The organism is Actinoplanes sp. CA-051413, assembly GCF_050955795.1.
Lineage (GTDB): Bacteria > Actinomycetota > Actinomycetes > Mycobacteriales > Micromonosporaceae > Actinoplanes.
This window is the reverse complement of record NZ_CP192100.1, coordinates 1,020,994-1,046,083: the sequence shown is the minus strand read 5'-3', so window position 1 is coordinate 1,046,083 and position 25,090 is coordinate 1,020,994. Positions and strand designations below refer to the sequence as shown.

The following is a 25,090-nucleotide window of genomic DNA, read 5'->3' as shown; positions in this document are numbered from 1 at the left end:
GCACCGCCATGACGCCGTTTCCCGCCGTGTCCACCGCACCCGTGACCGGTGTCGGGCCGCGTGCCGCGCGCGCCCTCACCGCCGAGTTCGCCCGTCACAACGCCGCCACGACCGCCCTGGTCATCGGGGCCGATCACGCCTCGACCGTGGTCGCCGCCGCCGTCGAGGCGTTGCTGCCCGGCGACACCCTGACCCTGGTCGCCGGCGAGCGCAGCACCGCTGAGCTGCTGCGGGACCACATCACCGGGCTGGGCAGCTGGATCGCCGACCGGGTCCGGATCGTCGACTCCCTGGCCGAGGCCGACCCGGCCGACGTGGTCATCCTGGGCGAGCCGCTCACCGGCACCGCCGAGGAGGCCCGGGCGGTCCTGGAGAGCCTGTCCAAGTACCTCACCGAGGGCGCTGTGGTCTCCGTGGCGACCCCGGCGGTCCCGGGGCGCACCGGAGGCGCCGCCGCCGAGCTTTTCCGCCAGAGCGCCCTGTTCGGGGTCGGCACCGACCTGGTGTCCCGCAACCAGCCGCCGCTGCGCGTGCACAAGCTGCGCTTCAGCCAGGCCGACACCAAGGTGGCCGCGACGCTGGCGCCGGCGTACCGGCCGTCGAGCGTGCCGGTCACCCGGTCCATGCACATCGACTCCAACGGGGTCGCGGCCGCCGGCATCGCGCTGGGCCTGGCCGGGCTGGCCCGTACGCTGCGGCCGAAGTCGAAGTTGTGGCTGCTCCCGGCGCTGGCGGCGGCTCCGGTCGCGGCGTTCTTCCGGGACCCCGAGCGCGATGTGCCCACCGAGGCGAACGCCGTCGTGGCGGCCAGTGACGGCCGGGTGCTCTCCGTGGAGCGGCTCACCGACGAGCGCCTGGGCACGGGCGAGTTCCTGCGCATCGCCGTGTTCCTGTCGGTGCTGGACGTGCACGTCAACCGGGTGCCGGTGGCCGGCCGGGTGACGGACTACTTCGTGATCGACGGTGGCTATGCGAACGCAATGACCGCGGCCGCCGAGCACAACGTGGCGGCGTACACGGTGCTGGACACCGACCACGGCACCGTCGTGGTGGCCCAGCGCACCGGCCTGATCGCCCGGCGGATCGTGCAGCGCACCCCGGTCGGCACCCTGGTGGCCAAGGGTGAGCGGATGGGCCTGATCCGTTTCGGTTCCCGCACGGACGTCTACCTGCCGGCGGACCGCGCCGAGGCGGTCGTCGCCGTGGGTGACAAGGTCATCGGCGCGAGCTCGGTCATCGCCCGCTGGAAGTAGTGATCCGACGCAAAAAGGGCCGGCCCGCACGGGCCGGCCCTTTTGCGTAGTAACCGCAACCCGAGTCGGATTGCGCCCGTCGTTGGGGAGGACGCCGAAAATGACTAGGCGTCCTTTGCCGTGGTCATTTTCGGGGGCCTCCCCAACGACCTCGAGGGGCGCAAATCCCGCCGAGCCGGAGGCGAGGCCAGCTACCGAGAGCGCATCCACATCAGCGGGCCGCTGAGCACGTACGCCCCCACGAGCAGCACGAACGTCAGTCGCGGGTCCACCAGCGCGCCCACGATCGGCAGCAGCCACAGCCACGGCGGCAGCTTCACGAGCCGGGCCAGCTTCGCGTACGGGAAGCTGGAGACCATCGCGAAGGCCAGCAGCGCCACGCCGCCCAGCACCGCGATGCCCGGCAGCGGCAGCTCGATCAGCACGGTCAGCGCCAGCACCGCCGCCACCAGGGTGGTCGGCACGCCGGAGAAGAACTTGCCGTCCTTGGGCGAGACGTTGAAGCGGGCCAGCCGGATCGCGGCGCACCCGGCCACCAGCATGCAGGCGACGGCCGCGAAGGCGGTGGGCACGGTGTGCGACAGCGCGGCGTAGACCACGACCGGCGCGGCGAGGCCGAACGAGCACATGTCGGCCAGCGAGTCCATCTGCGCGCCGAACGGGCTGGAGACGCCCAGCCGGCGGGCCAGGGCGCCGTCGAGCCCGTCGAAGCCGACGCAGGCCACCAGGCAGGCCGCCGCGATGCGGGGGTCGCCCTGCATGGCCAGGAAGATCGCCAGCAGGCCCAGACCAAGGCTGGCCAGGGTGCACGCGTTGACGAGCGCGAAGCTGATCCGGCGGCGCAGGGTGTGCGCGCCGGGCAGCAGGGAGGCGGAGTCGGCCTCGACCACGACCGGCTGGGCCATGACCGCGGGGCCGTGGCTGCCGGAGGTGGCGACCGTGCGACCGCGGCCGTACGGGGACGGGACGAGCTCAGTGCCGGTGTAGATCACCTCGGCCCGGGTGGCGGTGGCGGCTCGCCCGGCGTCGCCGGACCTGCGCCCCACGCGCACCAACAGGGCCTGCCGGGCGAGCGTTCCGCCACGGCGCAGCCGGCCTGCCCAACGACGTCCGGCGGGACGGGGACTATCCGTCGTACGACGCCGGCGCCAAGGGGTTCTCGGCACGTGCTCCTCCATCTTGGGGTCGGGTGCCCGCCGGCATGAGCCGTCACGGGGTGCTGCCCTTCGCCCGTACGTCTACGGACAGTCATTTGGGCGGGTTACACAATCGCATAGCCGAGCGGTCTTGGCGATAGACCTCGCAGACCTCATCGACCGCCTTGTGCAACGACGTCCTCTGGAGTTTTCATCCTCCGACGGGCGAGGGAGGCACGTTCACTGCCTGGCCCTGTGACGAGTCTAACCGAGGCTCACCAGAGCGATCACCGATGAGCCGTTTCGGCGGCGAGCCGGGCGACCATCTCCCGGGTGACCTCCGTCAGGGGTAGATCACGCAGCGTGCCCGGATCGAACCAGCCGGCCTCGGCGGTGGAGCCGCCCGCGGCCTCGACGACCTCCGGTTCCGTCGGCTCGTCCACCTGCACCCGGAACAGGACCCGGACGACGTGCCAGTCGACCGGCACCCCTTCCGGGCCGAGCGCGGCCGGGTCGTAGCGGTGCGAGGCGCCCAGCAGCCCGGTCACCCGTCCGTGTTGTCCGGTCTCCTCCAGAATTTCCCGGGCCAGGGCGGCCTCCGGCAGTTCACCGTGGTCGGTGCCGCCGCCGGGCAGGTGCCAGAGCCCCGCGCCCGGGTAGCCCTCGGCGATCCGGGTCAGCAGGATGCGTCCCGCCGGGTCGGTGACCAGCCCGTACGCGCCGAAACGCTGACCCTTGCCGGGCGTCCGGGCGACCGCTTCGTCCGGATCATCCGGTACGTCGGAAGGGGTCCCCGCCCGCCCGAGCACCACCGCGGTGAACGGCATCAGCGGCAGGCCGGCCGGATCGACCCAGTCGACCACTTCGGTGGTGCCCTCGGCCTCGTTGCGCAGGCTGCCGCCGACCGGCTCCACGTCGTAGATGATCCGGTCGGTGTGTTCCCACGTATCTGTCATCGGCAGCCGGAACACGTCGGCGGTCACGGATCGGAGGCTCGTCACGCGTACGGTCAGGCCCGTCTCCTCGGCGAACTCCCGGACGACCGTGTCGTCGGGGTGTTCTCCCTGCTCGACGCCGCCGCCGGGCAGGGTCCACAGCCCGGGGAACGCCGACAGGTGGGAGTTGCGGGCGAGCAGGACCCGGCCGGCGGCGTCGCGGCACAGGCCGTACGCGCCGATTCGTCTGACCTTCACACCCCTCAGGCTAGCCGCGCCGCCCGCAGTGCCTCGGCCGTCACCTCGGTCAGCTGGTCCGCCGGCAGCTGGGCGACCTCCTTGAGGGCCATCCAGCAGGCCTCGGAGGTGGATCCGCCGATGTCTGCGACGATGACCTCCGTGGGCGCGTCGACGAAGACCCGGTAGAAGGCGCGCACGCCGTGCCAGTCGATCGGGTAGCCCTCGGGCCCCAGCGAGGCCGCGTCGCGGTGGCTCGCCACCCCGAGCAGCTCGATCAGGCGGCCCTCCTGGCCGGTCTCCTCGACCAGCTCGCGGATGAGCGCGGTGCCCGGCTGCTCGCCGTAGTCGGTGCCGCCGCCGGGCAGGTGCCAGCAGCCGGCGCCCGGATAGCCGGGGGCGATCCGGGTGAGCAGCAGCCGGTCGTGCGGGTCGGTGGCGATCGCGTACGCCGCGAAGCGCTGCGCGCGGTGCAGCCCGTCCGGGCCGGCGACGGCGTAGAAGGACGGGAAGTCCGGCACCTCCTCGGGCCGCAGGTCGGCCGACGCGGCGGACAGCCCCAGGGCGGCGGCTGTGAAGGGCCGCAGGCGCAACTTCTCGGCCTCGGCCAGGGTGTGCCAGCGGGCGAGGTCGGTGGGCTGGCCGACGCGGTCGTAGAGGTTGCCGCCGCGGACGGTCACCTCGTAGATCAGGCGGTCGGTGTGGATGGTGACGCCGCGGTGCGGCAGCGACCGCATGTCGGCGAGCACGTCGCGCAGGCCGCTCACGGCGACGGACAGGCCCGTCTCCGCGGCGGTCTCCCGCACGACAGTGTGGTTGGGGTCCTCGCCGTGGTCGACGGCACCGCCGGGCAGGGACCAGACGCCGGGGGTGCCCGAACGGGTCGAGGCGCGGACGAGTAGGACGCGGCCTTCGGGATCGGACGCGACGGCGTATGCCGCGATCCTGCGGAGCGGCTCCAGTGCGGGGGTCACGGGCGGCATCTTGCCCGGTTTATGTTACCTCCGAGCAACAACTGTCGGATTCCTGACAGGACGATAGCCCACAGTAATCGCTGATCAGGGCGGTTCTCCGCACGGAGCGCAGGCGGGCAGTAACAGCCAGCAATGCCCCCGAATCACCCATCCCGGGGACCCGAATCAGGGTCGGTATCGGGGCAGTCACCGAGGCGGCGAGGGACCCCGCAGGCCCACTCTTGGAGCATGACTACACCGACTGTCGCCCCTTACAAGCAGCTCCGCCGCCCGCTCGACGACCGCATCGTGGCGGGCGTCTGCAGCGGCCTCGGCCGTTACCTGGCCGTCGACCCGGTGCTGATCCGGGTCGGCTTCGTCGTGCTCGCCGCCCTCACCTGGGGCACGGCGCTGCTGGCGTACCCGATCGCCTGGTTCCTGATGCCCGAGGAGCCCGCACCGGCCGCGCCGGCGTGGCGCGACCCGGCCGACCCCACCTGGGGTCAGCCGCCGACCGCGCCGTGACTCACTCCCACTCGATGGTGCCCGGGGGCTTGCTGGTGACGTCCAGGACGACCCGGTTGACCTCCGGCACCTCGTTGGTGATGCGGGTGGAGATCTTGGCGATCACCTCGTAGGGCAGGCGGGACCAGTCCGCCGTCATGGCGTCCTCGCTGGAGACCGGGCGCAGCACCACCGGGTGCCCGTAGGTGCGCCCGTCGCCCTGCACGCCCACGCTGCGCACGTCGGCCAGCAGCACCACCGGGAACTGCCACACGTCGCGGTCCAGGCCGGCCGCGGTCAGCTCCTCGCGGGCGATCAGGTCGGCCGCGCGCAGCACGTCGAGGCGGTGCCGGTCGACCGCGCCGATGATCCGGATCGCCAGGCCGGGCCCCGGGAACGGGTGCCGCTGCACCATCTCCTCGGGCAGGCCCAGCTCGGCGCCGAGCGCGCGTACCTCGTCCTTGAACAGCGTGCGCAGCGGCTCGATCAGCGCGAACTGGAGATCGTCGGGCAGGCCACCGACGTTGTGGTGGGACTTGATGTTGGCAGTGCCGGTGCCGCCGCCGGACTCCACCACGTCCGGGTAGAGGGTGCCCTGGACCAGGAACTCGATGTGCCGTTCGGCGTCGAGCTCGCGGGCGGCCGCCTCGAACGTCCGGATGAACTCCCGGCCGATGATCTTGCGCTTCTGCTCCGGGTCGGTGACGCCCGCCAGGTGACCGAGGAACTGGTCGGCCGCCTCCACCACCTTGAGCCGGATGCCCGTCGCCGCCACGTAGTCCTTCTCGACCTGCTCGGCCTCGCCGGCGCGCAGCAGGCCGTGGTCGACGAAGATGCAGGTGAGCTGGTCCCCGATCGCCTTGTGCACCAGCGCCGCGGCCACCGCCGAGTCGACGCCGCCGGACAGCCCGCAGATGACCTGCTTGTCGCCGACCTGCGCGCGGATCGCGGCGACCTGGTCCTCGATGATGTTGGACGAGGTCCAGGTCGGCTCGAGGCCGGCGATGTCGTACAGGAAACGCTGGAGCATTTCCTGGCCCTGCTCGGTGTGCGCCACCTCGGGGTGGAACTGCACACCGGCCCGCTTGGAGACCAGGTTCTCGAAGGCCGCCACCGGGGCGCCAGCCGAGGAGGCGGTGACCGCGAAGCCCGCCGGGGCCTCGGTCACCGAGTCGCCGTGCGACATCCAGACCGGCAGGCCGGTGGGGAGCTCGCGGAGCAGAGTGCCGGCCGCGGAGTCCGGAGTGAGCAGGGTACGGCCGTACTCGCGCGAGCCGGTGTGCGCGACCGTGCCGCCCAGCGCCTGGGCCATGGCCTGGAAGCCGTAGCAGATGCCGAAGACCGGGACGTCGTTGTCGAACAGGGTGGCGTCCAGCACCGGGGCGCCCGGCTCGTACACCGAGGACGGTCCGCCGGACAGGATGATCGCCGCCGGGTTCTTGGCCAGCATCTCGGCGACCGGCATCGAGTGCGGCACGATCTCCGAGTAGACCCGCGCCTCACGGACCCGCCGGGCGATCAGCTGGGCGTACTGGGCACCGAAATCGACGACGAGAACCGGGCGGGGTGTGCTCATGGAGCGCGAGTTTACCGGCGTCAGCGGTACCACTTCCGGGCCGGGGCGTACCGCGCGTTGCCGGCCTTGTCGTAGGCGCGTACCCGCACGGTCATGACCGCGCCGTGCTTCCAGGTCTGCACCGCGAACTTGTGGGTGCTGCCCGCGTACCGCTGGATGACCTTGCCGTTGACCAGCAGTTCCAGCCGGCTCACGCCGTTGCTGTCGGAGGCCGTGGCGGTCACGTACTTGGTCTTGCGCACGTGCCGGGTGCCGCCGGCCGGGCCGCCGGTGATCTGCACCGACGGACCCCAGTTGTCGACCGTGACCCGGCGGGTGGCACTGGTCACGTTGCCGCCGCGGTCGTACGCCCGCAGCCCGAGCGTGACGGCCTTGCGCCGCACGCCGGTCTTCCACGAGAAGCTGTACGGCGCCACCCGGTCGGTGCCCACCACGACACCGTCGGCGAGCAGCTGCACCTTGGCGATGCCGATGTCGTCGGTCGCCTTCGCCGCCACGGTGACCGTCCCGTGCACCAGCGCGTTGCCACCGGGGGTCAGGAAGGACGTGGCCGGCGGGACCGAGTCGTCGGTGACCGGCAGCGAGGCCAGGGCGGCCGCCGCGTCGACCCGGCCGGAGGACTTCGGGATCCAGGTGCCGGCGATGCCGTGGGCCGAGGTGGTCAGCGCCGTCCGGATCACCGCCGCGGTCGGGGTGGGCGAGGTCGAGGCGAGCAGGGCCGCGACACCGGAGACGAACGGGGTGGCTGACGACGTACCGCAGAAGTTGCCGACGACACCGTCGCGCGCCTGCGCCGGGTTGCAGCCCGGCGCCGCGATGTCGACCCAGCTCTTGCCGTAGTTGGACCAGGAGTAGCGGCTGTCGGTGGAGGTGGAGGCGCCCACGGCCAGCGCGGCCGGGATGGCGGCCGGGTAGTGCTGGGCCGACTTGCCGTCGTTGCCCGCGGCGGCGATCACCAGCGCGCCCTTGCCGGTCGCGTACGCCACCGCGTCGCGCAGCAGCTGGCTGTCGGCGGTGCCGCTGAGCGAGAGGTTGATGATGTCGGCACCCTGGTCGGCCGACCAGCGCACACCCTGCGCGATGTCGCTGTACGAGCCGGAACCCTTGGCGTTGAGCACCTTCACCGGCAGGATCTGGCAGGTCCAGCAGATCCCGGCGATCCCGGTGCGGTTGTCACCGCGGGCCGCGATCACGCCCGCGGTCATGGTGCCGTGCCCCTGGTCGTCGGTGGCGTTGCTGTCGTTGTTGACGAAGTCGCGACCGGGCAGCACCCGGCCGGCGAGGTCCGGCAGCACCTTCACGCCGGTGTCCACGACCGCGACGACGATCGCGGCGGACCCCCGGGTGGTCTCCCAAGCGATGTCGACGTGCGTCTTCTTGACGCCCCACTGGTAGCCGAACGCGGGATCGTCCGGGCGCACCGCGGCGATCCGGGCGACCTGGTCGCGTTCCACGTAGGCGACGGCCGGGTCGGCGCGCAACGCGTCAGCGGCCTCGCCCACCTGGTCGGCCGGGACGTCGACGGTGACCGCGCCGGCCAGCGGCTCACTGGCCACCACGTCGACGCTGCGCTCCAGGGTGCCGACCACGTCGGCGTCGGTGCGCAGACCGACGATCAGCGAGACCGGCGCCTCGTCGTCCACCGGCGCAGCCACGGCCGGGCTACCGCCCGCCAGGGCGATGCCACCTACCAGGAGACCGACGGTCAAGGCGCGCAGATTCATGCCCCCACGGTCGGCGCCGAGGCAGCGAACCGTCGGACCGGTCCGGGTGCTTTCCGGGAGCAGAGAAGCCCTCGCCGAGAGCGCCCGGCGAGGGCTTCCGATCAGGGACGGTCAGCGCGTGTACGTGCGGGCCGTGTCGAGCCTGACGTTGCCGGCGTTGTCGGTCGCCCGGATCTGGACCTTCATCGGGTTCGGCTGCTTCGAGGCGGTGAACGAGAACGCGTACGGCGAGGAGGTGTCCTGCGACTTCACCTTGCCGTTGATCAGCAGCTCGACCCGGCGTACCCCGTTGGCGTCGGAGGCGGTGGCCTTGATCCGGACCGTGCCCTTGACCTTCGCCTTGTTCTTCGGCGCACTGGTGATCTTGACCGCCGGCAGCCCGTTGTCCACCACGATCGAGCGGTCGTACCGGGTCTCGTTGCCGGCCTTGTCGTAGACCCGCAGCTGCAGCTTCACCGTGCCGTTGCGCCCGGCACTGTTGTACTTCAGCGTGTACGGCGCGGTGAAGCTCTGGGCCTTGTAGACGCCGTCCGCGTACAGGTTGACCTTGCTGATCCGCGACCCACCGTCCGCGACGCCGTGCGGGGTGACCGTGATCGTGGCCCGGTTGAGCGAGCCGGCCCGCGGGGCCATGCCCGTGATCGCCGGCGGCGTGACGTCGGTGGCGATGGTCAGGGCCTTGGCCGCGTCGAGCATGCCGAACTTGTTCCAGCTGCCGATCGGCCGGGCCGAGGAGAGCAGCGAGAGCTGCAGCGACCAGCCCGTGTACGCCGGGTGCACCGTCTTGATCAGGCCGGCCGCACCGGCGACCATCGGCGCCGCGAAGGAGGTGCCCGACTGGTCGGTGTGGTAGACGCCGTAGCGGTCCATGCCGGTGATGACGCCCGGGGCGGCCATGTCGACCCAGGAGTCGCCCGACTTGTTGTAGCTGGAGAAACTGGCGCGGGCGTCGGAACCCTTGGCCGTGGCGCCGACGGCCACCACGTCGGTCAGGGCGGCCGGGTACATCTTGGTGTTGCGGCTGGCGGTGTTGCCGGCGTTGCCCGCCGCGGCGACGACCAGCACGCCCTTGCGGTTCGCGTACGCGACCGCGTCGGAGAGGGCCTTGCTGTACTCGGGGCCGCCGAGCGACATGTTGATGATCTTCGCGCCCTGGTCGGCGGCGTACACGATGCCCTTGGCGATGACGCTGTCGTAGCCGTTGCCGTTACGGTCCAGCACCTTGACCGGCAGGATCACGCAGCTCCAGCAGCCACCGGCCATGCCCGCGCCGTTGTCGCCCCGGGCCGCGATGATCGAGGCGACCGTGGTGCCGTGGCCGGCGTCGTCGGTGGTGTTGCTGTTGTTGCTGACGTAGTTCCAGCCGCCGGTGACCGCGCCGGTCAGGTCGCCGACCTTCGCCACGCCGGTGTCCAGCACGGCGATCTTGACCGCGTCCCCGGTGGTGGTCTCCCACGCCGCGGGCAGCCGCACCTGGTTGATCTCGCCCTGGTGGCCCTCGGTGTACATCGGGTCGTCCGGCGTGACGTCGGAGACCTTGCGCACGCGGTCGACCTCGACGTACGCCACGGCCGGGTCGCTGCGCAGGGCCGCGATGACCTTCGCGCTGCGCGCCGCGGACACCTCCAGGGTGTGCGCGCGCAGGCTGGCCATCGCCTGCTGGGCCGGGCCGGCGGTGTCCAGGGTCCGCACGCCCATGGTGGAAACAGTGCGCAGCGGAGCCGCGGTGTCCGCGCCCAGCTTGGTGCCGACGATCAACCGCACCGGCAGCTCGGCGGGGGTCTCGGCGGCGAGGGCCCAGGTGGTGACCCCGGCCATCGTCCCGACCACCACGGCCGACAGCGCCCCGACGGTTATCCGCCGTGTGACGTGCTTCATCTAGGACGTGCCTCCCCGTGTCCGACCGCCGCCTCGGCAATCGCGGCGGTCAGCGTACGGCCGATCTTGCCGATGTCCATGCCCCGTTCCACCACGCGAGATCACCGGGGCATTGAGCACGTGGTGAGCGTCCCCTACTGTTCCAGCATGCGGACTAACAGGCTTCTCTGGGCCGCGGCCGGCGTGGTCGTGGTGCTGTTGCTGGCCGGCGTGGGCATCGTCGTGGCCCTGCGCGGCGGCACGGACGAGCCCGATCCGGTGGCTGCGCCCAGCTCGGCGCCGGCACTGGTGCCACCCACGTCCGCCAGCCCCGCACCACCCCCCGGCGCCGACCTGGAAGGCCCGCTCGACCTGCTGATCCTTGGCGTCGACACCCGCACGACGATCCCGGACTGGCAACCGCACGCCGACGCCATCATGCTGCTGCACGTCGACGCCGACCTGCGCAAGGGCTACCTCTACTCACTGCCCCGGGACCTGCGGGTCGACGTGCCGGCGTTCGCCAAGAACGGCTACGGCGGCGGACGGCACAAGCTCACCGAGGCGATGAGCGACGGCGCCAAGGTAAAGGGCACCGACAAGGCGAACGTGGCGCAGGGCTACGAACTGCTCGCCCGGACCATCTCGAAGTACACCGGCATCAAGGAGTTCGACGCCGGCGCGGTGCTGACCTTCGCGGGCCTCAGCAAGCTCACCGACGCGCTCGGCGGCGTGACCCTCAAGATCGACCAGAAGGTCGTCTCCCAGCACCGCCGCCCCGACGGCAGCCTGCGCACGCTGCGCTCCGGCGGTGGCGGCTACGTCGGCCCGCAGGCCACCTACCTGCCCGGCCCCCGCAAGCTGGTCGGCTGGCAGGCCATCGACTACGCCCGCCAGCGTTACACCGCCGGCGGCGACTACACCCGGCAGCGCCACCAGCGGCAGCTCGTCAAGGCGCTGCTCACCAAGGCCGAGGACGCCGGTCTGGCGACCGACCAGGCCAAACTGCAGGCGGTGCTGGACGCGCTGGGCGACACGCTGGTCTTCTCCGGGCAGCGGACCCCGATCGAGTACGCGTACGCGCTGCGCGACCTCACGCCCAGCAGCCTGACGCTGGTGGGCCTGCCCGGTGACGGCGTCTACAGTGGCGGCGGCTACATCGGCGAGCAGCTCACCGCGACCGGACGCGGCTTCCTGCGCGCGGTGGCGGCCGGGGACCCGGCGCCCTACCTGGCCAAGCACCCCGAGCTGGTCAACAGGTAGGGCCCCCTAAGGCAGCGGCGGCTTCTGCTTGCCGAAAAGCCACGCCTCGAAGAGCTCCCCGAGGTCCTTGCCGCCGGCGGCCTGCTCGGCCGCCGCGATGAATTCCTCGGTGGTGGCGTTGCCGTCGCGGTGCTCGGCCGGCCACGACTTGAGCAGGGCGAAGAAGGCCGGATCGCCGATCGTGCGGCGCAGCGCGTGCACGGTCATCGCGCCGCGCTGGTAGACGGCGTCGCCGAAGAGCCGGTCGGGGCCCGGGTCACCGGTCGGCACCGACCAGTCGAATCCGGAGTAGGCCCGGTCGAACGACTGCTGGGCGGTCCGCTCGCCCTCGTGCTCCTGCCAGAGCCATTCCGCGTACGTGGCGAAGCCCTCGTTGAGCCAGATGTCCTGCCAGCGGGAGAGGGCGACGCTGTCTCCGTACCACTGGTGGGCCAGCTCGTGGACGACCACCGTGGTGTTGGGTTGGCTTACGAAGAACGTGTTGCCGTAGACCGGGCGGGACTGGGTCTCCAGCGCGTACCCGACGCGGTCGTCGTCGAGAACCACCCCACCGTTGGCGTCGAACGGGTACGGCCCGAACTGGGTGGCGAGGAAGTCCGTGACGGCGGCGGTGCGGGACAGCGAACGGGCGGCGTTGCTGCTGGCGGGCAGGGAGGCGGGCAGCGCGATGACCATCGGCTTGCCGTCGTGGATGGTGCTCTGCACCCGGTACTGCCCGATCACCACGAACGCGAGGTAGCTGGCCAGCGGCTTGCTCTCCGTCCAGCGCCAGGTGGTCTTGCCGGCGCCGGTGGCCCGTTCGCCGGGCACGCCGTTGCTGAGCACCTCGACCCCGTCGGGCACGGTCATGGCCAGCGCGAAGGTGGCCTTGTCGGACGGATGGTCGTTGACCGGGAACCAGGTGCTGGCGGACTCAGGCTGGCCCAGGGCGAAGGCGCCGTCCTTGGTGCGCAGCCACCCGCCGACACCGAGCGCCTCGTTCTGGAGCGGCTGCGGCTTGCCGCTGTAGTCGACGACGACGGTGAAGGCCTTGCCCTTGACGATCCCGGCGGCCGGGGTCACGACGAGCTCGTTGCCGTCGGCCTTGCTGGTGGCGGGCTGTCCGTCCACAGTCACCTCGGCGGCCGTCAGACGGGCCAGATCCAGGTGGAACGCCGACAGGTCCTGGGTGGCGGTGGCGGTGATGGTCGCCGTGCCGCCGAGCCGGCCGGAGGCGGGGGCGTAGTCGAGTTTGAGGTCGTACCCGGCGACGTCGTAACCACCGTTGCCGTACTTGGGGAAGTAGGCGTCGCCGGCACCCTCGGCGCCGGGCGCGAAACTCGGCGGCACGGACGGCGACTCCGCCGCCTGCGGAGTCTTGTCGTCGGCAGTGCACCCGGCGACGGCCAGCGCCGTCACCACGGCCATAGCGGCTGCTGTCCTGCTCGTACGCCCTCGCTGCATCACAGCAACGACGTTACGTGCCCACGGCGAAAGCGCGGCGAAGCCGCGCTCCCACTCCCGCGATCGCCTCAGCGGTCCAGGACCAGGCCGACCTTCTGGAACTCCTTGACGTCGTGGTAGCCGCACTTGGCCATCGCCCGGCGCAGGCCGCCGAAGAGGTTGAGCTGGCCGTCGGGCCGATCGGCCGGGCCGTACAGCAGCTCCTCGAGGGTGCCGTCGGGCTCGCCGGCGATGCAGAAACCACCGCGCGGCAGGCTCGGGTGGCTCGCCGCCGAGTGCCACCACGCGCCGCCGGCCGGGGCGCCCTCGGCCAGCGACAGCGGCTCGCCGAGCATGACCGCGTCCGCGCCGCAGCCGATCGCCTTGGCGATGTCCCCGGAGGTCTGGATGCCGCCGTCGGCGATGAGGTGCACGTAGCGGCCGCCGGTCTCGTCCAGGTAGTCGCGGCGGGCGGCGGCGGCGTCGGCGATCGCGCTGGCCATCGGGACGCGGATGCCGAGCACCGTGTCCGTCGTGGACCACTCGTCCGCGCCGATGCCGACGATGACGCCGGCCGCGCCGGTGCGCATCAGGTGCAGCGCGGTCTTGTAGTCCGTGCAGCCGCCGACGATCACCGGCAGATCGAGGTCGGCGATGAACTCCTTGAGGTTCAGCGGCTCGTCGGTGGTGGAGACGTGCTCGGCGGAGACCAGGGTGCCCTGGATGACGAGCAGGTCGACCCCCGCGTCGAGGATCACCGGGGCCAGCGCGAGGGTGTGCTGCGGCGACACCCGGACGGCCACGGTCACGCCGCCCTCGCGCATCGTGCGCACGCGCTCGGCGATCAGCTCGGGCCGGATCGGCTCGGAGTAGACCTCCTGGAGGCGCTTGGTCGCGTCCGCCTCCTCGTCGAGCCCGGCGAGCTCCTCGAGGATCTTGGTCGGGTCCTCGTAGCGGGTCCACAGGCCCTCGGCGTTGAGCACGCCCAGGCCGCCGAGGCGGCCCAGGGCGACCGCCGACTGCGGGCTCATCGTGGCGTCCGACGGGTGCGCGACGCAGGGGATCTTGAACGGGTACGCGTCGACCTTCCAGTCCGTGGACACGTCGTCCACGTCCCGGGTCCGCCGGCTCGGGACGATGGCGATGTCGTCCAGGTGGTACCCGCGCTGGGCGGTCTTGCCGAGACCGATCTCCACAACGTCACGCATGATTCAAAGCCTCTTTAGCGGGAGTGGTAGTTGGGAGCCTCGACGGTCATCTGGATGTCGTGCGGGTGGCTCTCCTTGAGACCCGCAGCGGTAATCCTGATGAGCTGGCCCTTGTCCTGCAAGTCCGGGATGGTCTCGGCGCCGACGTAACCCATCGCCGCGCGCAGGCCACCGATCAGCTGGTGGGCGACCCGGGAGAGCGGGCCACGGTACGGCACCTGGCCCTCGACGCCTTCCGGCACCAGCTTGTCCTCGTTGACGTCCTGCTGGAAGTAGCGGTCCTTGGAGTAGGACTTGGCCTGGCCGCGGGACTGCATGGCGCCCAGCGAGCCCATCCCCCGGTAGGTCTTGAACTGCTTGCCGTTGATGAAGATCAGGTCGCCGGGGCTCTCCTCGGAGCCGGCCAGCAGACCGCCGAGCATGACGGTGTCGGCGCCGGCCACGATGGCCTTGGCGATGTCGCCGGAATACTGGATGCCGCCGTCGGCGATGACCGGGACGCCCGCCGGACGGCAGGCCCGCGAGGCCTCCATCACCGCGGTGATCTGCGGCACGCCGACACCGGCGACGATCCGGGTGGTGCAGATCGCGCCGGGACCCACGCCCACCTTGACCGCGTCGGCGCCGGCCTCGACCAGGGCCTTGGCGCCCGCGTACGTCGCGATGTTGCCGCCCACGATGTCGGTGGTGGTGTCCTTCTTGAGCCGGGCGACCATCTCGAGGACCGCACGCTGGTGACCGTGCGCGGTGTCCACGATGACGACGTCGACGCCGGCGTCGATCAGGGCGCGCGCCCGCTTGTAGGCGTCGTCACCGACACCGACCGCGGCGGCGACCCGGAGCCGGCCCTGCGGGTCCTTGGCGGCGTTCGGATACTGCTCGCTCTTGGTGAAGTCCTTGACCGTGATGAGGCCACGAAGCCGGCCGAAGTCGTCGACCAGCGGCAGCTTCTCCACCTTGTGCCGCTGCAGCAGCGCGAGCGCCTCGTCCTTGCTGACCCCGACCGGCGCGGAGATGAGCGGCATCTTGGTCATGACCTCGCGCACCTTGACGCCGTGGTCGGTGACGAACCGCATGTCCCGGTTGGTGACGATGCCGACCAGCACACCCTCGGCGTCGACGACGGGCAGCCCGGAGATCCGGTAACGCCCGCACAGGGCGTCGACCTCCCGCAGGGTGTCCTCAGGGCTGCAGGTGACCGGATTGGTAATCATGCCGGACTCGGACCGCTTGACCAGATCGACCTGCGAAGCCTGATCCTCGAGGGAAAGGTTGCGGTGCAGCACACCGATGCCGCCCTGCCGCGCCATGGCGATGGCCATCCGCGCCTCCGTGACGGTGTCCATGGCGCTGGAGAGCAGCGGAATGGAGAGCTCGACGTTGCGCGTCATCCGGGTGATCGTGTTGACCCGGCTCGGCACGACATCGGATTCGCCTGGCTGCAGCAGCACGTCGTCGAAGGTGAGACCCAGGGGCACCGTGCGGGCGGACTCGTTATCCACTGATCATCCCTAGCAAGAGGCGGAGTGTTTCATCCTACCCATCCAGGTGAGGGGCTCTGAAGGGCGGACAGCGCGTGCGGGCCAGCACACACCGCCTCTACATGGGTACGGTAGACACCGTGCAAGAAGAGCCGATCGACCCGTTCAACGGCGACCCCGCCGATCCGGCCGCCGGACTCGACGACCTCACGGAGGACGCCGAGAACGACCCGCTGACCGAGGCCGAGCGGCAAGACGTCCTCGAGGACCTCTCCGACCTGGAGATCTACCAGGCCCTGCTGAGCCCGACCGGGATCCGGGGCCTGGTGATCGAGTGCGAGGACTGCCACGAGCCGCACTACTTCGACTGGGACCTGCTGCGGGGGAACCTCCGGCACCTGCTGAGCAGCGGGCGGCCCCGGGTGCACGAGCCGGCCTACGACCCGGACCCGGACCACTACGTGACGTGGGAGTACGCCCGGGGCTACGCGGACGGCGTGCACGACACGTTGACCGAAGGAACGGACGACGAGCAGAGCTGAATGGCTGAGTTGAATGGCCTCGCTTCGCTCGGCTGGCACTTCACCCCAAGGCGGTCGGTGCCGAGTGCACCAAAACAGGCCACGGCTCGGTTAAATGGCCTCGCTTCGCTCGGCTGGCACTTCACCCCAAGGCGGTCGGTGCCGAGTGCACCAAAACAGGCCGCGGCAAAGGGCGCCTAGCCTGTTTTGGCACCCTCGACACCGACGGGCGAAGTGCGACTTTGGTTGCGGTTACTACCTGGTAGGGCAGCCGACCGCGGTTGACTCACCCCCGGGCAGGTAAGCCGCATGCAAAAAGCTGGAGCCGGCCATGCGGTCAAGCCCGCCGAGGCGGGAGCAACCAGCTGAGGCAGCGGTATGACCAGCCGCGCCCGAATCGGCAAGGCTGAACCGGGCGACCTCCGCCGGGCCAGCGGGACCGACCAGGCCGGCCGGCCCAATCGCCGGTCCAGCCCTCGATCAGCCCTATCGCCGGTCCAGCTCTGCTCAGCCCAGCCGGCCCAGTCACCGATCCAACCCAGCTGGCCCAGCCGGCCCAGTCACCGATCCAACCCAGCCGGCCCAGCCGCCAGTCCGTCTCCGAATAGCCAAGCCGGCGAACTTCGACCGGGCCGGTCGAAGTTCGCCGGTTCAGCTCCGGGCCGGCCTGGCCCGGCCGCGAGCCGGTGGTCGCGCTCGGGCCGGGCGAGCCGGGTCGTTTTGTTGCTTGGTCAGGCGACCAGGCCGGCCCGGAAGCCTGCCGCTACCGCGTGGGCCCGGTCGCGGGCGCCGAGCTTGCGGAAGAGCCGCCGCGCGTGGGTCTTGACCGTGTCTTCCGAGACGAACAGCTCCCGGCCGATCTCCGCGTTGCTCTTTCCGTCGGCCATGCCCCTCAGTACCTGCAGTTCGCGCTCGGTGAGCGTGAGTCGCCGGCCTGTCGGGGCGTCGGTGCGGCCCGTGTCGTTGCCCGGCCAGACCATCGGGCGGCCCGTTGCCGGGTCGATGTCCGATCCGTCGCCGCGCTGGGCCGGGACCATCGGGGAGTTCGGCAGCATCGCCGGGATGCCGGCCGCGTTCGGTGTGCCGGCCATGGCCAGCCCGTCGCGGTGCAGACCGCGGGCCGTGGCCGAGTTGTTGTTGCGGCCCGCCCCGCCGACCGCGGCCGGTTGGGCGTTCGCGCCGTTGATCGGCATGCCCTGCGGGCGTACCGGTAGCAGGAGGAGCAGCAACGCCTTGGCGACCACACTGACCAGGTCGTGTTCGACGCCGCGGATGACGCCGCGGGCGCCGGCGGCTACGGCTGCCGCCGCGACCCGGGGGTCTTCGGCGCCGAAGAGGACGACCTGTGCCTGTGGGGCACGGGCGAGGACGCGCCGGGTGAAACCGACGCTGTCGGGACGGGTCACGGCGGTGTCGGCCAGTACGACCTCGGCCGGCCTTTCAGCCAGTCGGATCATGGCCTCGGTCTCGCTGACCGCCGTCCGCACGACCCCGGTCATGCCGAGCCGGGCCGCTGTGGAGGCGACGGTCTGGGCCGCTAGTGGGGTTCGGACGCACACGAGGACGGTACGCACAGTGATCCTCCTTCTCTCTCAGAGGAGATCACGCAACGGCCGCAGCATTACGCGCTTTAGATGGAAAAAATAGGAAACATCGGTACGGCTTGCCGCACCGATGGGATACGGCCGACGAAGACATCGACAAGTCGTGTGTGACGAAGCCTGCACCGGGGTACACCGGCGGCAGGCCTGAGCCAGGCCCCTCATGACAGCACTCCGCGGTGCCGCGCGGGAGGAGGGTGTTGATGTCGAACGTTCGCAGACTGCCCGGGCCCATCGCCGATCTTTGGGACTGGCAACGACTCGGCCTGTGCAGGGGGCGCGACAGCGCCCAGTTCTTCCACCCGGACGGTGAGCGTGGCTCTTCCCGCAATCGTCGTGAGGCCAAGGCCAAGACGATGTGCGGAGCCTGCCCGGTCCGGGCGGAGTGCGCTGCTCACGCGCTGGCTGTCCGTGAGCCGTACGGCGTCTGGGGAGGTTTCAGCGAAGCGGAGCGGCTGCGGCTGCTCGCGGTCGGCTGGGAGGACCTTGCCGATCGGACTCACGGACGGGTCGACCTGCTTCGGCTCGAAGCCCGCCTGGGCCGGCCCCACAAGTCGACGGTGCCGGCACAACGGCAGGCACCGGCGGCCTGACGCCGGACCGAGCGCGGCATCACCACACAAGTGACGACGCGGTTCCCTGCGGGGAGCCGCGTCGGCGTGTTCTGCGGCGTGTGAGCCGCGTCGGTGGACATACAAGCCACCGTATGAGCGAACTTGACGGTGTCGTCGGACCGAAAGTGCGGCTTTCGCGTGACTCGATTCAGCCGACCGTGACCTGCACGGAGTGCCACCCGGTGGCCCCGTCCGGCGCGGGCGCGGCGGGCGTGCTGGTCTGAGTCTGACCATCCTTGTCGGTTGCCCGGACCCGCAGAGTGTGCTTGCCCGCGGTCGCGGGCCACGAGTACGACCACTGCACCCACGTGTCGACCGAGACGACCGGAGCGAGCGTGGCAGCGGCCCATGGACCGTTGTCGACCTGAACCTCGACCTTGGTGATCCCGCGGTGCTGCGCCCACGCCACCCCGGCCACCGTGACCGGCCCGGCCGCACGCTTGGCACCGTCACGCGGTGTGTCGATGCGTGACTCGGTCTTGATCGGGCCGAGCGCCGACCAGCCCCGCGGCACCCAGTACGCGTCGAAGTCCGAGAACCGGGTCACCTCGATCTCAGTGATCCACTTGCAGGCGGAGACGTAGCCGTACAGTCCCGGGACGACCATGCGCACCGGGAACCCGTGCCGCACGGGCAGCGGCTCCCCGTTCATGCCGACTGCGAGCAGGGCATCACGGCCGTCCCGCAGCACGGCCGTCGGGGTGCCACAGGTCCAGCCGTCGCTCGAACGCTGCACCACCTGGTCGGCGCCGGGCAGCGGCTGGGCCTCGTCGAGCAGGTCTTTTATCGGGGTGCCCAGCCACAGCGCGTTGCCGATGAGGTCGCCGCCGACCTCGTTGGAGACGCAGGCCAGCGTCACGTAGCGCTGCACCATCGGCCGCTTCAGCAGCTGCTCCCAGGTGATGGTGATCGGGTTGCGCACCATGCCGTGGATGCGCAGCTCCCAGGTCGAGGGGTCGATCTGCGGCGGGTACAGCGCGGTGTCGATCCGGTAGAAGTCGTCGTTCGAGGTGACGTAGGCGGTCGCGCCGTCGACCTGGGCACCGGCCGGGACGGGCCCGGCCGCCGATGCGGCGGGCAGCACGACCGCGTTGCGGGCGGAGGTCACCGCGCGGCGGGAGGTCAGCAGCCTGCCGCCCACGCCACCGACCGCGGCGACGCCGGCGGCGGTGCCGAGCCCGATGAGGAAGCGCCGGCGGCCGTCCTCCCGGTAGGCACTCGGCGACACCGGCGGACGCGCAAGCCGATCAGCGTCAGCCGAGGCGGTGGCAAGCGCCGCCGGCCGACCGCCGCCGGCGCCCCCGGAACCGGAAGCGACCCCAGAGCCGGCGCGCAGGGAATCGGAGGACACGGACCCGGAGGATGCGGAACCCACCAGCGCGGATCCGACGGACCCGGACTCCGCAGTCGCGGAACCGGGCGGCACGGAACCAGCGGACCCGGGCCCCGCAGGCCCTGAACCAGCAAGACCTGAACCAGAGGGCGCAGAAGCGGCCGCTGAAGAACCACCTGTCGGGGTAGCGACCACCGCATCAGGCTCCGCCTCGACTGCTGCCCCCAGCAGGTAACGAAGAGCGAAGAACGCCGCCCCCGCACCGACCAGCGTCGGCAGCGCAGCAAGGACACCGGCGTCGTTGCGGGTCAGCGCGGCCACCACCCCGATCACCGCGAACAACGCGATGCCCACCACGGCGACCACCCGCCGGCGCAGAGCCAGCACACCCAGCAGAGCGGCATAAACCCCCAGCAGGATCGCCGTGCCGGTGATCAGCGCGGTCTTGTCGTGCGTGCCGAAGATCGCGATCCCCGCGTCCTTGACCGGCGCGGGCACGTTGTTGACCACCACGCCGCCCACCGCGAACAGCGGTGACGACAGCGGACCGGTGAAGACGGCGACCAGCTCGGCGACGCCGAGGGCCACACCGGCCGCCGCGACCCCGGCCAGCGCGGCCCGCAAGGAGAGTTTCACGTCTCCATCCTCCACCCGGCGGCCCCGCGTACCCGGGCCTCAGGTCTTACGTTTCGATGACGGCCGCCGGCCGCAGCGGTGGCAGCGCGGCCACCAGATCATCGAGCAGGGACACCGCGCACCGCTCGGCGCGCGGCTCCGGCAGCTTCGGCACGCCTTCGGCCGGCAGTTCCCAGATCACCCGGCCCGGATCGAGGCGCTCCAGGGCCGCGTACCACTGCTGCAGCGGCTCCCGCAGCTGGACGTGCGCCGCGAAATTGCGCCGCCGCCGGGTCTCGTCCGTGTCCCGCCGGCGTTGCAGCGTCTCGACCTCCGGCAGCCCGACCAGCACCGCGTCGGCGAAGCCGAGCCGGCCGGCCCGGAACGCCTCGCGGGTCACCGTCAGCTCCCGGTCGAACTGCGCGCGCGGAGCCAGGCCGAGGGCCGCCATTCCCCACGCGTAGTGCAGCTTGACCGGGTCGGTGTCGCAGAACGCCACCCCGTCGGCGCGTTCCAGGTCGACGGCCTCGGCCCAGCGCCGCATGCTGACCCGGGCCCAGTGCCGGGCCAGCGCCACCGCGTCGGTGGGCTCCCGGCCGGTCGCGGCGTACTCGGCGACGTACCGGCCGACGTACCGCCGGCACCACGACGTCTTGCCCGCCGCGGTCGGCCCCTCCACCACCACGATCATCCGCGCCTCTTTCCCCGAATCCCGCATCACACACGACAAAGGGCGCGCCGCTGAAACGCGACGCGCCCTTTTGCTCTGACGAATCAGAAATCGGGTCAGAAGCCCGGGCCGTGCTGGTGTCCGTGCCCGCCGTGGCTGTGGCCGTGGCCACCACCCGCGGCGGCCGGCTCCGCCTCGGCCGGCTTCTCGACCACGAGGCTCTCCGTGGTGAGCAGCAGCGCCGCGATCGACACGGCGTTGGAGACCGCGTTGCGGGTCACCTTGACCGGGTCGATGATGCCGGCCGCGACCAGGTCGACGTACTCGTCGGTGGCCGCGTTGAGGCCGTGGCCCCAGCCGAGCTCGGCGGACTTGCCCACCACGACGTAGCCGTCGTGGCCGGCGTTCTGCGCGATCCAGCGCAGCGGCTCCTTCAGCGACTTGCGGACGATCTGCACGCCGACCGCCTCCTCGCCGGTGAGGCCGAGGTTGTCGTCGAGCACCGAGGCGATCTGCGCCAGGGCGGCGCCGCCGCCGGGGACGGTGCCCTCCTCGACCGCAGCCTTGGTCGCCGCGATGGCGTCCTCGATGCGGTGCTTGCGCTCCTTCATCTCGACCTCGGTCGCGGCGCCGACCTTGATGACGGCGATGCCGCCGGAGAGCTTGGCCAGCCGCTCCGAGAGCTTCTCGCGGTCCCAGTCGGAGTCCGAGGCCTCGATCTCCTTGCGGATCTGCGCGACCCGGTCGTCGATCTCGGCCTTGCGGCCGCCACCGTCGACGATGGTCGTGTTCTCCTTGTCGACCACGACGCGCCGGGCGGTGCCCAGCATGTCGAGGGTGACCTGGTCGAGCTTGTAGCCGAGCTCGGGGGCGATGAGCTCGCCACCGGTCGCGATGGCCAGGTCCTGCAGCATCGCCTTGCGGCGGTCCCCGAAGCCGGGAGCCTTCACGGCGGCGACCTTGAAGGTCTTGCGCAGGGCGTTGACCACGAGGGTGCTCAGCGCCTGGCCGTCGACGTCCTCGGCCACGATGAGCAGCGGCTTGCCGCCCTGCAGGACCTTCTCCAGCAGCGGCAGCATCTCCTCGACGCTGGAGATCTTCTGGGTGGTGATGAGCAGGTACGCGTCCTCGAGGACAGCCTCCTGCGACTCGGCGTCGGTCACGAAGTTCGGGGAGATGAAGCCCTTGTCGAACTGCAGACCTTCGGTGACGTCGAGCTCGGTGCTCAGCGCGGAGCCCTCCTCGACGGTGATGACACCGTCGCGGCCGACCCGGTCCATCGCCTCGGCGATGAGCTCGCCGATGGTGGCGTCCTGGGCCGAGATGGTGGCGACGTTGGCGATCGCCTTGTGGTCGCCGACCTCGACCGCCTTCTCCAGCAGGGCCTTGGAGACGGCCTCGGCGGCCAGGTCCATGCCGCGCTTGAGCGCGATCGGGTTGGCGCCCGCGGTCACGTTGCGCAGGCCTTCCTTGACCAGCGCCTGGGCGAGCACGGTGGCGGTGGTGGTCCCGTCGCCGGCGACGTCGTTGGTCTTGGTCGCCACCTCCTTGACCAGCTGCGCGCCGAGGTTCTCGTACGGGTCGCTGAGCTCGATCTCCTTGGCGATGGTGACACCGTCGTTGGTGATCGTGGGAGCGCCGAACTTCTTGTCGAGGACGACATTGCGTCCGCGCGGCCCGAGGGTGACCTTGACCGTGTCGGCGAGCGTGTTGACGCCGTGCTCCAGCAGGTGCCGGGCGTCGTCAGAGAAACTGAGGATCTTCGCCATTTATGGTCCCTTCAACGCACCGGCGCCCTGGACCGGAGAGCCGGGCCAGGGCGGTCAGCACTGTCGGTTAGGTCTTACTTCTCGATGACCGCGAGGACGTCGCGGGCGGAGAGCACCAGGTACTCCTCGCCGGCGTACTTGACCTCGGTGCCGCCGTACTTCGAGTACAGAACGGTGTCGCCGACCTGCACGTCGATCGGAACGCGGTTGCCCTTGTCGTCGATCCGGCCGGGGCCGACGGCGAGGACGGTGCCCTCCTGCGGCTTCTCCTTGGCGGTGTCGGGGATCACGATGCCCGACGCCGTCGTGGTCTCGGCCTCGTTCGCCTGGACCACGATGCGGTCCTCGAGCGGCTTGATCGCAACCTTTGTCGCGGTAGTCACGGGCATACCCTCCTGGGTACAGGTGTTGTCGCCGGCCAGTGGACAGGCCGGGCTGATGCCTCATGCCACCGGGCGGGGCCGTCGTCGCGGGTGCCGGTCCGCCTGGTGCAGGCGCGCATCCCGGATGGGGCGCGCGCTGGCACCCTCAGGTTGAGAGTGCTAATCGGAGATTATGCCGGAACTAGCACTCCGTCAACCAGAGTGCCAGCACGTCACCTCCTAGCAGAATGACTCGCCGTGGACCTCGAACTGCTCGCTGCCCTGCGTACCGCCCAAGGGTCTGCCGCTCTGGCGGCCGCCGCCGACGTCGCCGGCGGCGAGCCGCTGGCCGCGGCCACCGCCCTGCGCGCCCGCGGGGTCTCCCCCGAGCTGGCCTCCGCCGCCCTCACCCAGACCGACCTGCGCCGGCGCGGCTCGGCGAAGTTCGGCGCGGCCGCCGCCACGATGCTTTTCACCCGCCCGGGGCTGGAGCAGGCGACCCGGGCGGTGGTCGCCGACCGGCGGGCCGCCCGGCTCGCGGCGGCCGGAGTCCGCAGCCTGGCCGATCTGGGCTGCGGCCTGGGCTCGGACGCGCTGGCCGCGGCCCGCCGGGGCATCCGGGTGCATGCGGTGGACGCGGACCCGCTCACCGCCGCCCTGGCCGCCGCCAACGCCGAGGCCGCCGGGCTCGCCGGCCTGGTCACCGTGGAGTGCGCGGACGCCACGACCGTGCCGGTGGAGCAGTTCGACGCGGTGTTCGCCGATCCGGCGCGGCGCCGGGCCGGTCGCGGCCGGGTGATGGATCCGCGGTCCTGGTCGCCGTCCTGGGACTTCATCGCCACGCTGCCCGAACGGGTGCCGCGCACGGTCCTGAAGCTGGCGCCCGGCATCGACCACGCGTTGCTGCCGGCCGGCGCCGAGGGCGAGTGGGTGAGCGTCGACGGCGACCTGGTGGAGGCCGCCTTCTGGTGCGGGCCCCTCGCGGAGTGCGCCCGGCGGGCCGTGCTGCTGCCCGGCGGGGCCGAGCTGACCGGCTCGGGCGTCGAGGCCGCGCCGGTCGGGCCGGTCGGTGCCTTCCTGTACGACCCGGACCCGGCCGTGGTCCGCTCGCACCTGGTCGCCGAGTTCGCCGCGGCGGTCGGGGGCCGGATCGCCGACCCGGAGATCGCGTACGTGTACACCGACGCGCCCGCCGACACGGTGTTCGGCCGGCGGCTGGAGATCACCGACGTGCTGCCGTTCTCCCTGAAGCGGCTGCGGACCCTGCTGCGTGACCGGGGCATCGGCCGGTTGGAGATCCGCAAGCGCGGTTCGGCGCTGGAGCCGGAGCAGTTGCGCAAGGACCTGCGGCTCAGCGGCAGTGCGGGGGCGTCGCTGGTGCTGACCCGGGTGGCGGGGGCGCCGACCGTGCTGCTCTGCCGCTAGCCTGCTTGATCGTGGCGAAGAAGGCTGCCGGGACCCCGGCCACCGTGCTGCTCACCGCGCAGAAGGTGGCGCACGAGCTGCACCCGTACGACGTCTCGCCGGACGCCCCCAACTACGGCGCCCTGGTCGCCGCGGCCCTCGGTGTCGACCCGGCCGCGCTCTTCAAGACTTTGATCGCCGAGGTCGACGGCACGCTGACCGTGGCCGTCGTACCCGTGACCGGCGATCTTGATCTCAAGGCGCTGGCCGCCGCGGCCGGCGGCAAGCGGGCCGCCCTGGCCGACCGGGTGGCCGCCGAGCGCAGCAGCGGCTATGTCCGCGGCGGGATCAGCCCGCTGGGCCAGCGCAAACGCCTGGCCACGGTGATCGACGACTCGGCGCTCGGGCTGGAGCTGATGTACGTCTCCGCCGGGCGCCGCGGCCTGCAGGTGTCCCTGGCGCCGGCCGACCTGATCAGGCTCACTGACGCCACCACCGCGAAGATCCGGACGTAGCGCCCTCCCGTTACGACACCGTTACGACTCGTCAGGGACCTTTCTCCTGAGATCCGGCAAATCGGACCCTGCAAGTGACCTAGCGTCACCATCAGGAATTCGAAGCACGGCCCGGATTGACCCGAAGGGACTCGAGG

General features: G+C 71.4%; 21 protein-coding genes. 7 read left to right on the top strand and 14 right to left on the bottom strand.

Annotated features, from left to right (window positions below):
* The first annotated feature begins 8 nt into the window (after window positions 1-8).
* The gene (locus tag ACQP2Y_RS05015) at window positions 9-1,253 is read left to right on the top strand and encodes a phosphatidylserine decarboxylase (RefSeq protein ID WP_433724985.1); all 1,245 of its coding nucleotides are present in this window, start codon (window positions 9-11) and stop codon (window positions 1,251-1,253) included.
* Between the two features lie 191 nt (window positions 1,254-1,444).
* On the opposite strand, the gene ACQP2Y_RS05010 is transcribed toward ACQP2Y_RS05015, so the two are convergent.
* The 3 genes from ACQP2Y_RS05010 to ACQP2Y_RS05000 form a co-directional block, all read right to left on the bottom strand.
* Entirely contained in the window at window positions 1,445-2,419 is a 975-nt protein-coding gene (locus tag ACQP2Y_RS05010; RefSeq protein ID WP_433724983.1) for a CDP-alcohol phosphatidyltransferase family protein, read from the bottom strand.
* A 257-nt stretch (window positions 2,420-2,676) separates the two neighbouring features.
* Complete coding sequence (locus ACQP2Y_RS05005) at window positions 2,677-3,582, bottom strand: NUDIX domain-containing protein (protein WP_433724981.1); 906 nt, start codon at window positions 3,580-3,582, stop codon at window positions 2,677-2,679.
* Window positions 3,583-3,587: 5 nt separating this feature from the next.
* The gene (locus ACQP2Y_RS05000) at window positions 3,588-4,535 is read right to left on the bottom strand and encodes an NUDIX hydrolase (protein WP_433724979.1); all 948 of its coding nucleotides are present in this window, start codon (window positions 4,533-4,535) and stop codon (window positions 3,588-3,590) included.
* Window positions 4,536-4,763: 228 nt separating this feature from the next.
* Here ACQP2Y_RS05000 and ACQP2Y_RS04995 point away from each other — a divergent pair, with 228 nt between their 5' ends.
* Entirely contained in the window at window positions 4,764-5,039 is a 276-nt protein-coding gene (locus tag ACQP2Y_RS04995; RefSeq protein ID WP_433724977.1) for a PspC domain-containing protein, read from the top strand.
* A gap of 1 nt (window position 5,040) precedes the next feature.
* Here the strand turns inward: ACQP2Y_RS04995 and guaA are convergent, their stop codons facing one another.
* The 3 genes from guaA to ACQP2Y_RS04980 form a co-directional block, all read right to left on the bottom strand.
* Window positions 5,041-6,594, bottom strand: coding sequence for a glutamine-hydrolyzing GMP synthase (gene guaA, locus ACQP2Y_RS04990; RefSeq protein WP_433724975.1), 1,554 nt, complete (start codon window positions 6,592-6,594; stop codon window positions 5,041-5,043).
* Window positions 6,595-6,614: 20 nt separating this feature from the next.
* Window positions 6,615-8,318, bottom strand: a complete 1,704-nt coding sequence (locus ACQP2Y_RS04985) for a S8 family serine peptidase (protein WP_433724973.1) — start codon at window positions 8,316-8,318, stop codon at window positions 6,615-6,617.
* Between the two features lie 111 nt (window positions 8,319-8,429).
* Complete coding sequence (locus tag ACQP2Y_RS04980) at window positions 8,430-10,196, bottom strand: S8 family serine peptidase (protein WP_433724971.1); 1,767 nt, start codon at window positions 10,194-10,196, stop codon at window positions 8,430-8,432.
* A 147-nt stretch (window positions 10,197-10,343) separates the two neighbouring features.
* Here ACQP2Y_RS04980 and ACQP2Y_RS04975 point away from each other — a divergent pair, with 147 nt between their 5' ends.
* Window positions 10,344-11,438 carry an LCP family protein gene (locus tag ACQP2Y_RS04975; protein ID WP_433724969.1) on the top strand — a complete coding sequence of 365 codons (1,095 nt, stop codon included), beginning with the start codon at window positions 10,344-10,346 and terminating at the stop codon, window positions 11,436-11,438.
* 6 nt (window positions 11,439-11,444) lie between these two features.
* On the opposite strand, the gene ACQP2Y_RS04970 is transcribed toward ACQP2Y_RS04975, so the two are convergent.
* The 3 genes from ACQP2Y_RS04970 to guaB form a co-directional block, all read right to left on the bottom strand.
* Complete coding sequence (locus ACQP2Y_RS04970; RefSeq protein WP_433731764.1) at window positions 11,445-12,881, bottom strand: M1 family metallopeptidase; 1,437 nt, start codon at window positions 12,879-12,881, stop codon at window positions 11,445-11,447.
* A 68-nt stretch (window positions 12,882-12,949) separates the two neighbouring features.
* On the bottom strand, window positions 12,950-14,068 hold the full coding sequence (locus ACQP2Y_RS04965; RefSeq protein ID WP_360556041.1) for a GuaB3 family IMP dehydrogenase-related protein: 1,119 nt from the start codon (window positions 14,066-14,068) through the stop codon (window positions 12,950-12,952).
* 14 nt (window positions 14,069-14,082) lie between these two features.
* Entirely contained in the window at window positions 14,083-15,570 is a 1,488-nt protein-coding gene (gene guaB, locus ACQP2Y_RS04960; protein WP_433724967.1) for an IMP dehydrogenase, read from the bottom strand.
* Window positions 15,571-15,689: 119 nt separating this feature from the next.
* On the opposite strand from guaB, the gene ACQP2Y_RS04955 reads away from it, so the two are divergent.
* Entirely contained in the window at window positions 15,690-16,091 is a 402-nt protein-coding gene (locus ACQP2Y_RS04955; protein ID WP_433724965.1) for a DUF5319 domain-containing protein, read from the top strand.
* A gap of 710 nt (window positions 16,092-16,801) precedes the next feature.
* On the opposite strand, the gene ACQP2Y_RS04950 is transcribed toward ACQP2Y_RS04955, so the two are convergent.
* Window positions 16,802-17,644, bottom strand: coding sequence for a response regulator transcription factor (locus ACQP2Y_RS04950; protein ID WP_360556044.1), 843 nt, complete (start codon window positions 17,642-17,644; stop codon window positions 16,802-16,804).
* 230 nt (window positions 17,645-17,874) lie between these two features.
* On the opposite strand from ACQP2Y_RS04950, the gene ACQP2Y_RS04945 reads away from it, so the two are divergent.
* On the top strand, window positions 17,875-18,264 hold the full coding sequence (locus tag ACQP2Y_RS04945; RefSeq protein ID WP_433724962.1) for a WhiB family transcriptional regulator: 390 nt from the start codon (window positions 17,875-17,877) through the stop codon (window positions 18,262-18,264).
* A gap of 169 nt (window positions 18,265-18,433) precedes the next feature.
* Here the strand turns inward: ACQP2Y_RS04945 and ACQP2Y_RS04940 are convergent, their stop codons facing one another.
* From ACQP2Y_RS04940 to groES, 4 genes are all read right to left on the bottom strand, one after another.
* A complete protein-coding gene (locus tag ACQP2Y_RS04940) occupies window positions 18,434-20,014 on the bottom strand; it encodes a molybdopterin-dependent oxidoreductase (RefSeq protein WP_433731762.1) in 1,581 nt (526 codons plus the stop codon).
* Window positions 20,015-20,300: 286 nt separating this feature from the next.
* Window positions 20,301-20,924 carry a hypothetical protein gene (locus ACQP2Y_RS04935; protein WP_360556048.1) on the bottom strand — a complete coding sequence of 208 codons (624 nt, stop codon included), beginning with the start codon at window positions 20,922-20,924 and terminating at the stop codon, window positions 20,301-20,303.
* A 95-nt stretch (window positions 20,925-21,019) separates the two neighbouring features.
* On the bottom strand, window positions 21,020-22,672 hold the full coding sequence (gene groL, locus ACQP2Y_RS04930; RefSeq protein ID WP_433724960.1) for a chaperonin GroEL: 1,653 nt from the start codon (window positions 22,670-22,672) through the stop codon (window positions 21,020-21,022).
* Between the two features lie 74 nt (window positions 22,673-22,746).
* Complete coding sequence (groES, locus tag ACQP2Y_RS04925; RefSeq protein ID WP_084297906.1) at window positions 22,747-23,061, bottom strand: co-chaperone GroES; 315 nt, start codon at window positions 23,059-23,061, stop codon at window positions 22,747-22,749.
* 231 nt (window positions 23,062-23,292) lie between these two features.
* Between groES and ACQP2Y_RS04920 the strand changes: the two genes are divergently transcribed.
* Together ACQP2Y_RS04920 and ybaK are read left to right on the top strand one after the other, a co-directional pair.
* Window positions 23,293-24,459, top strand: a complete 1,167-nt coding sequence (locus ACQP2Y_RS04920; protein ID WP_433724958.1) for a class I SAM-dependent methyltransferase — start codon at window positions 23,293-23,295, stop codon at window positions 24,457-24,459.
* Between the two features lie 11 nt (window positions 24,460-24,470).
* Complete coding sequence (gene ybaK, locus ACQP2Y_RS04915) at window positions 24,471-24,953, top strand: Cys-tRNA(Pro) deacylase (protein ID WP_433724956.1); 483 nt, start codon at window positions 24,471-24,473, stop codon at window positions 24,951-24,953.
* Window positions 24,954-25,090: the final 137 nt, after the last annotated feature.

Excerpts from the sequence above, each read along its gene's own strand:
- guaA (WP_433724975.1), bottom strand. The coding sequence starts at position 6,594 with ATGAGCACACCCCGCCCGGTTCTCGTCGTCGATTTCGGTGCCCAGTAC.
- ACQP2Y_RS04995 (WP_433724977.1), top strand. The coding sequence starts at position 4,764 with ATGACTACACCGACTGTCGCCCCTTACAAGCAGCTCCGCCGCCCGCTC.
- ACQP2Y_RS04980 (WP_433724971.1), bottom strand. The coding sequence starts at position 10,196 with ATGAAGCACGTCACACGGCGGATAACCGTCGGGGCGCTGTCGGCCGTG.
- ACQP2Y_RS05015 (WP_433724985.1), top strand. The coding sequence starts at position 9 with ATGACGCCGTTTCCCGCCGTGTCCACCGCACCCGTGACCGGTGTCGGG.
- groES (WP_084297906.1), bottom strand. The coding sequence starts at position 23,061 with ATGCCCGTGACTACCGCGACAAAGGTTGCGATCAAGCCGCTCGAGGAC.
- ACQP2Y_RS04945 (WP_433724962.1), top strand. The coding sequence starts at position 17,875 with ATGTCGAACGTTCGCAGACTGCCCGGGCCCATCGCCGATCTTTGGGAC.
- ACQP2Y_RS04965 (WP_360556041.1), bottom strand. The coding sequence starts at position 14,068 with ATGCGTGACGTTGTGGAGATCGGTCTCGGCAAGACCGCCCAGCGCGGG.
- ACQP2Y_RS04970 (WP_433731764.1), bottom strand. The coding sequence starts at position 12,881 with ATGCAGCGAGGGCGTACGAGCAGGACAGCAGCCGCTATGGCCGTGGTG.
- ACQP2Y_RS04935 (WP_360556048.1), bottom strand. The coding sequence starts at position 20,924 with ATGATCGTGGTGGTGGAGGGGCCGACCGCGGCGGGCAAGACGTCGTGG.
- ACQP2Y_RS04975 (WP_433724969.1), top strand. The coding sequence starts at position 10,344 with ATGCGGACTAACAGGCTTCTCTGGGCCGCGGCCGGCGTGGTCGTGGTG.
- groL (WP_433724960.1), bottom strand. The coding sequence starts at position 22,672 with ATGGCGAAGATCCTCAGTTTCTCTGACGACGCCCGGCACCTGCTGGAG.
- ACQP2Y_RS04985 (WP_433724973.1), bottom strand. The coding sequence starts at position 8,318 with ATGAATCTGCGCGCCTTGACCGTCGGTCTCCTGGTAGGTGGCATCGCC.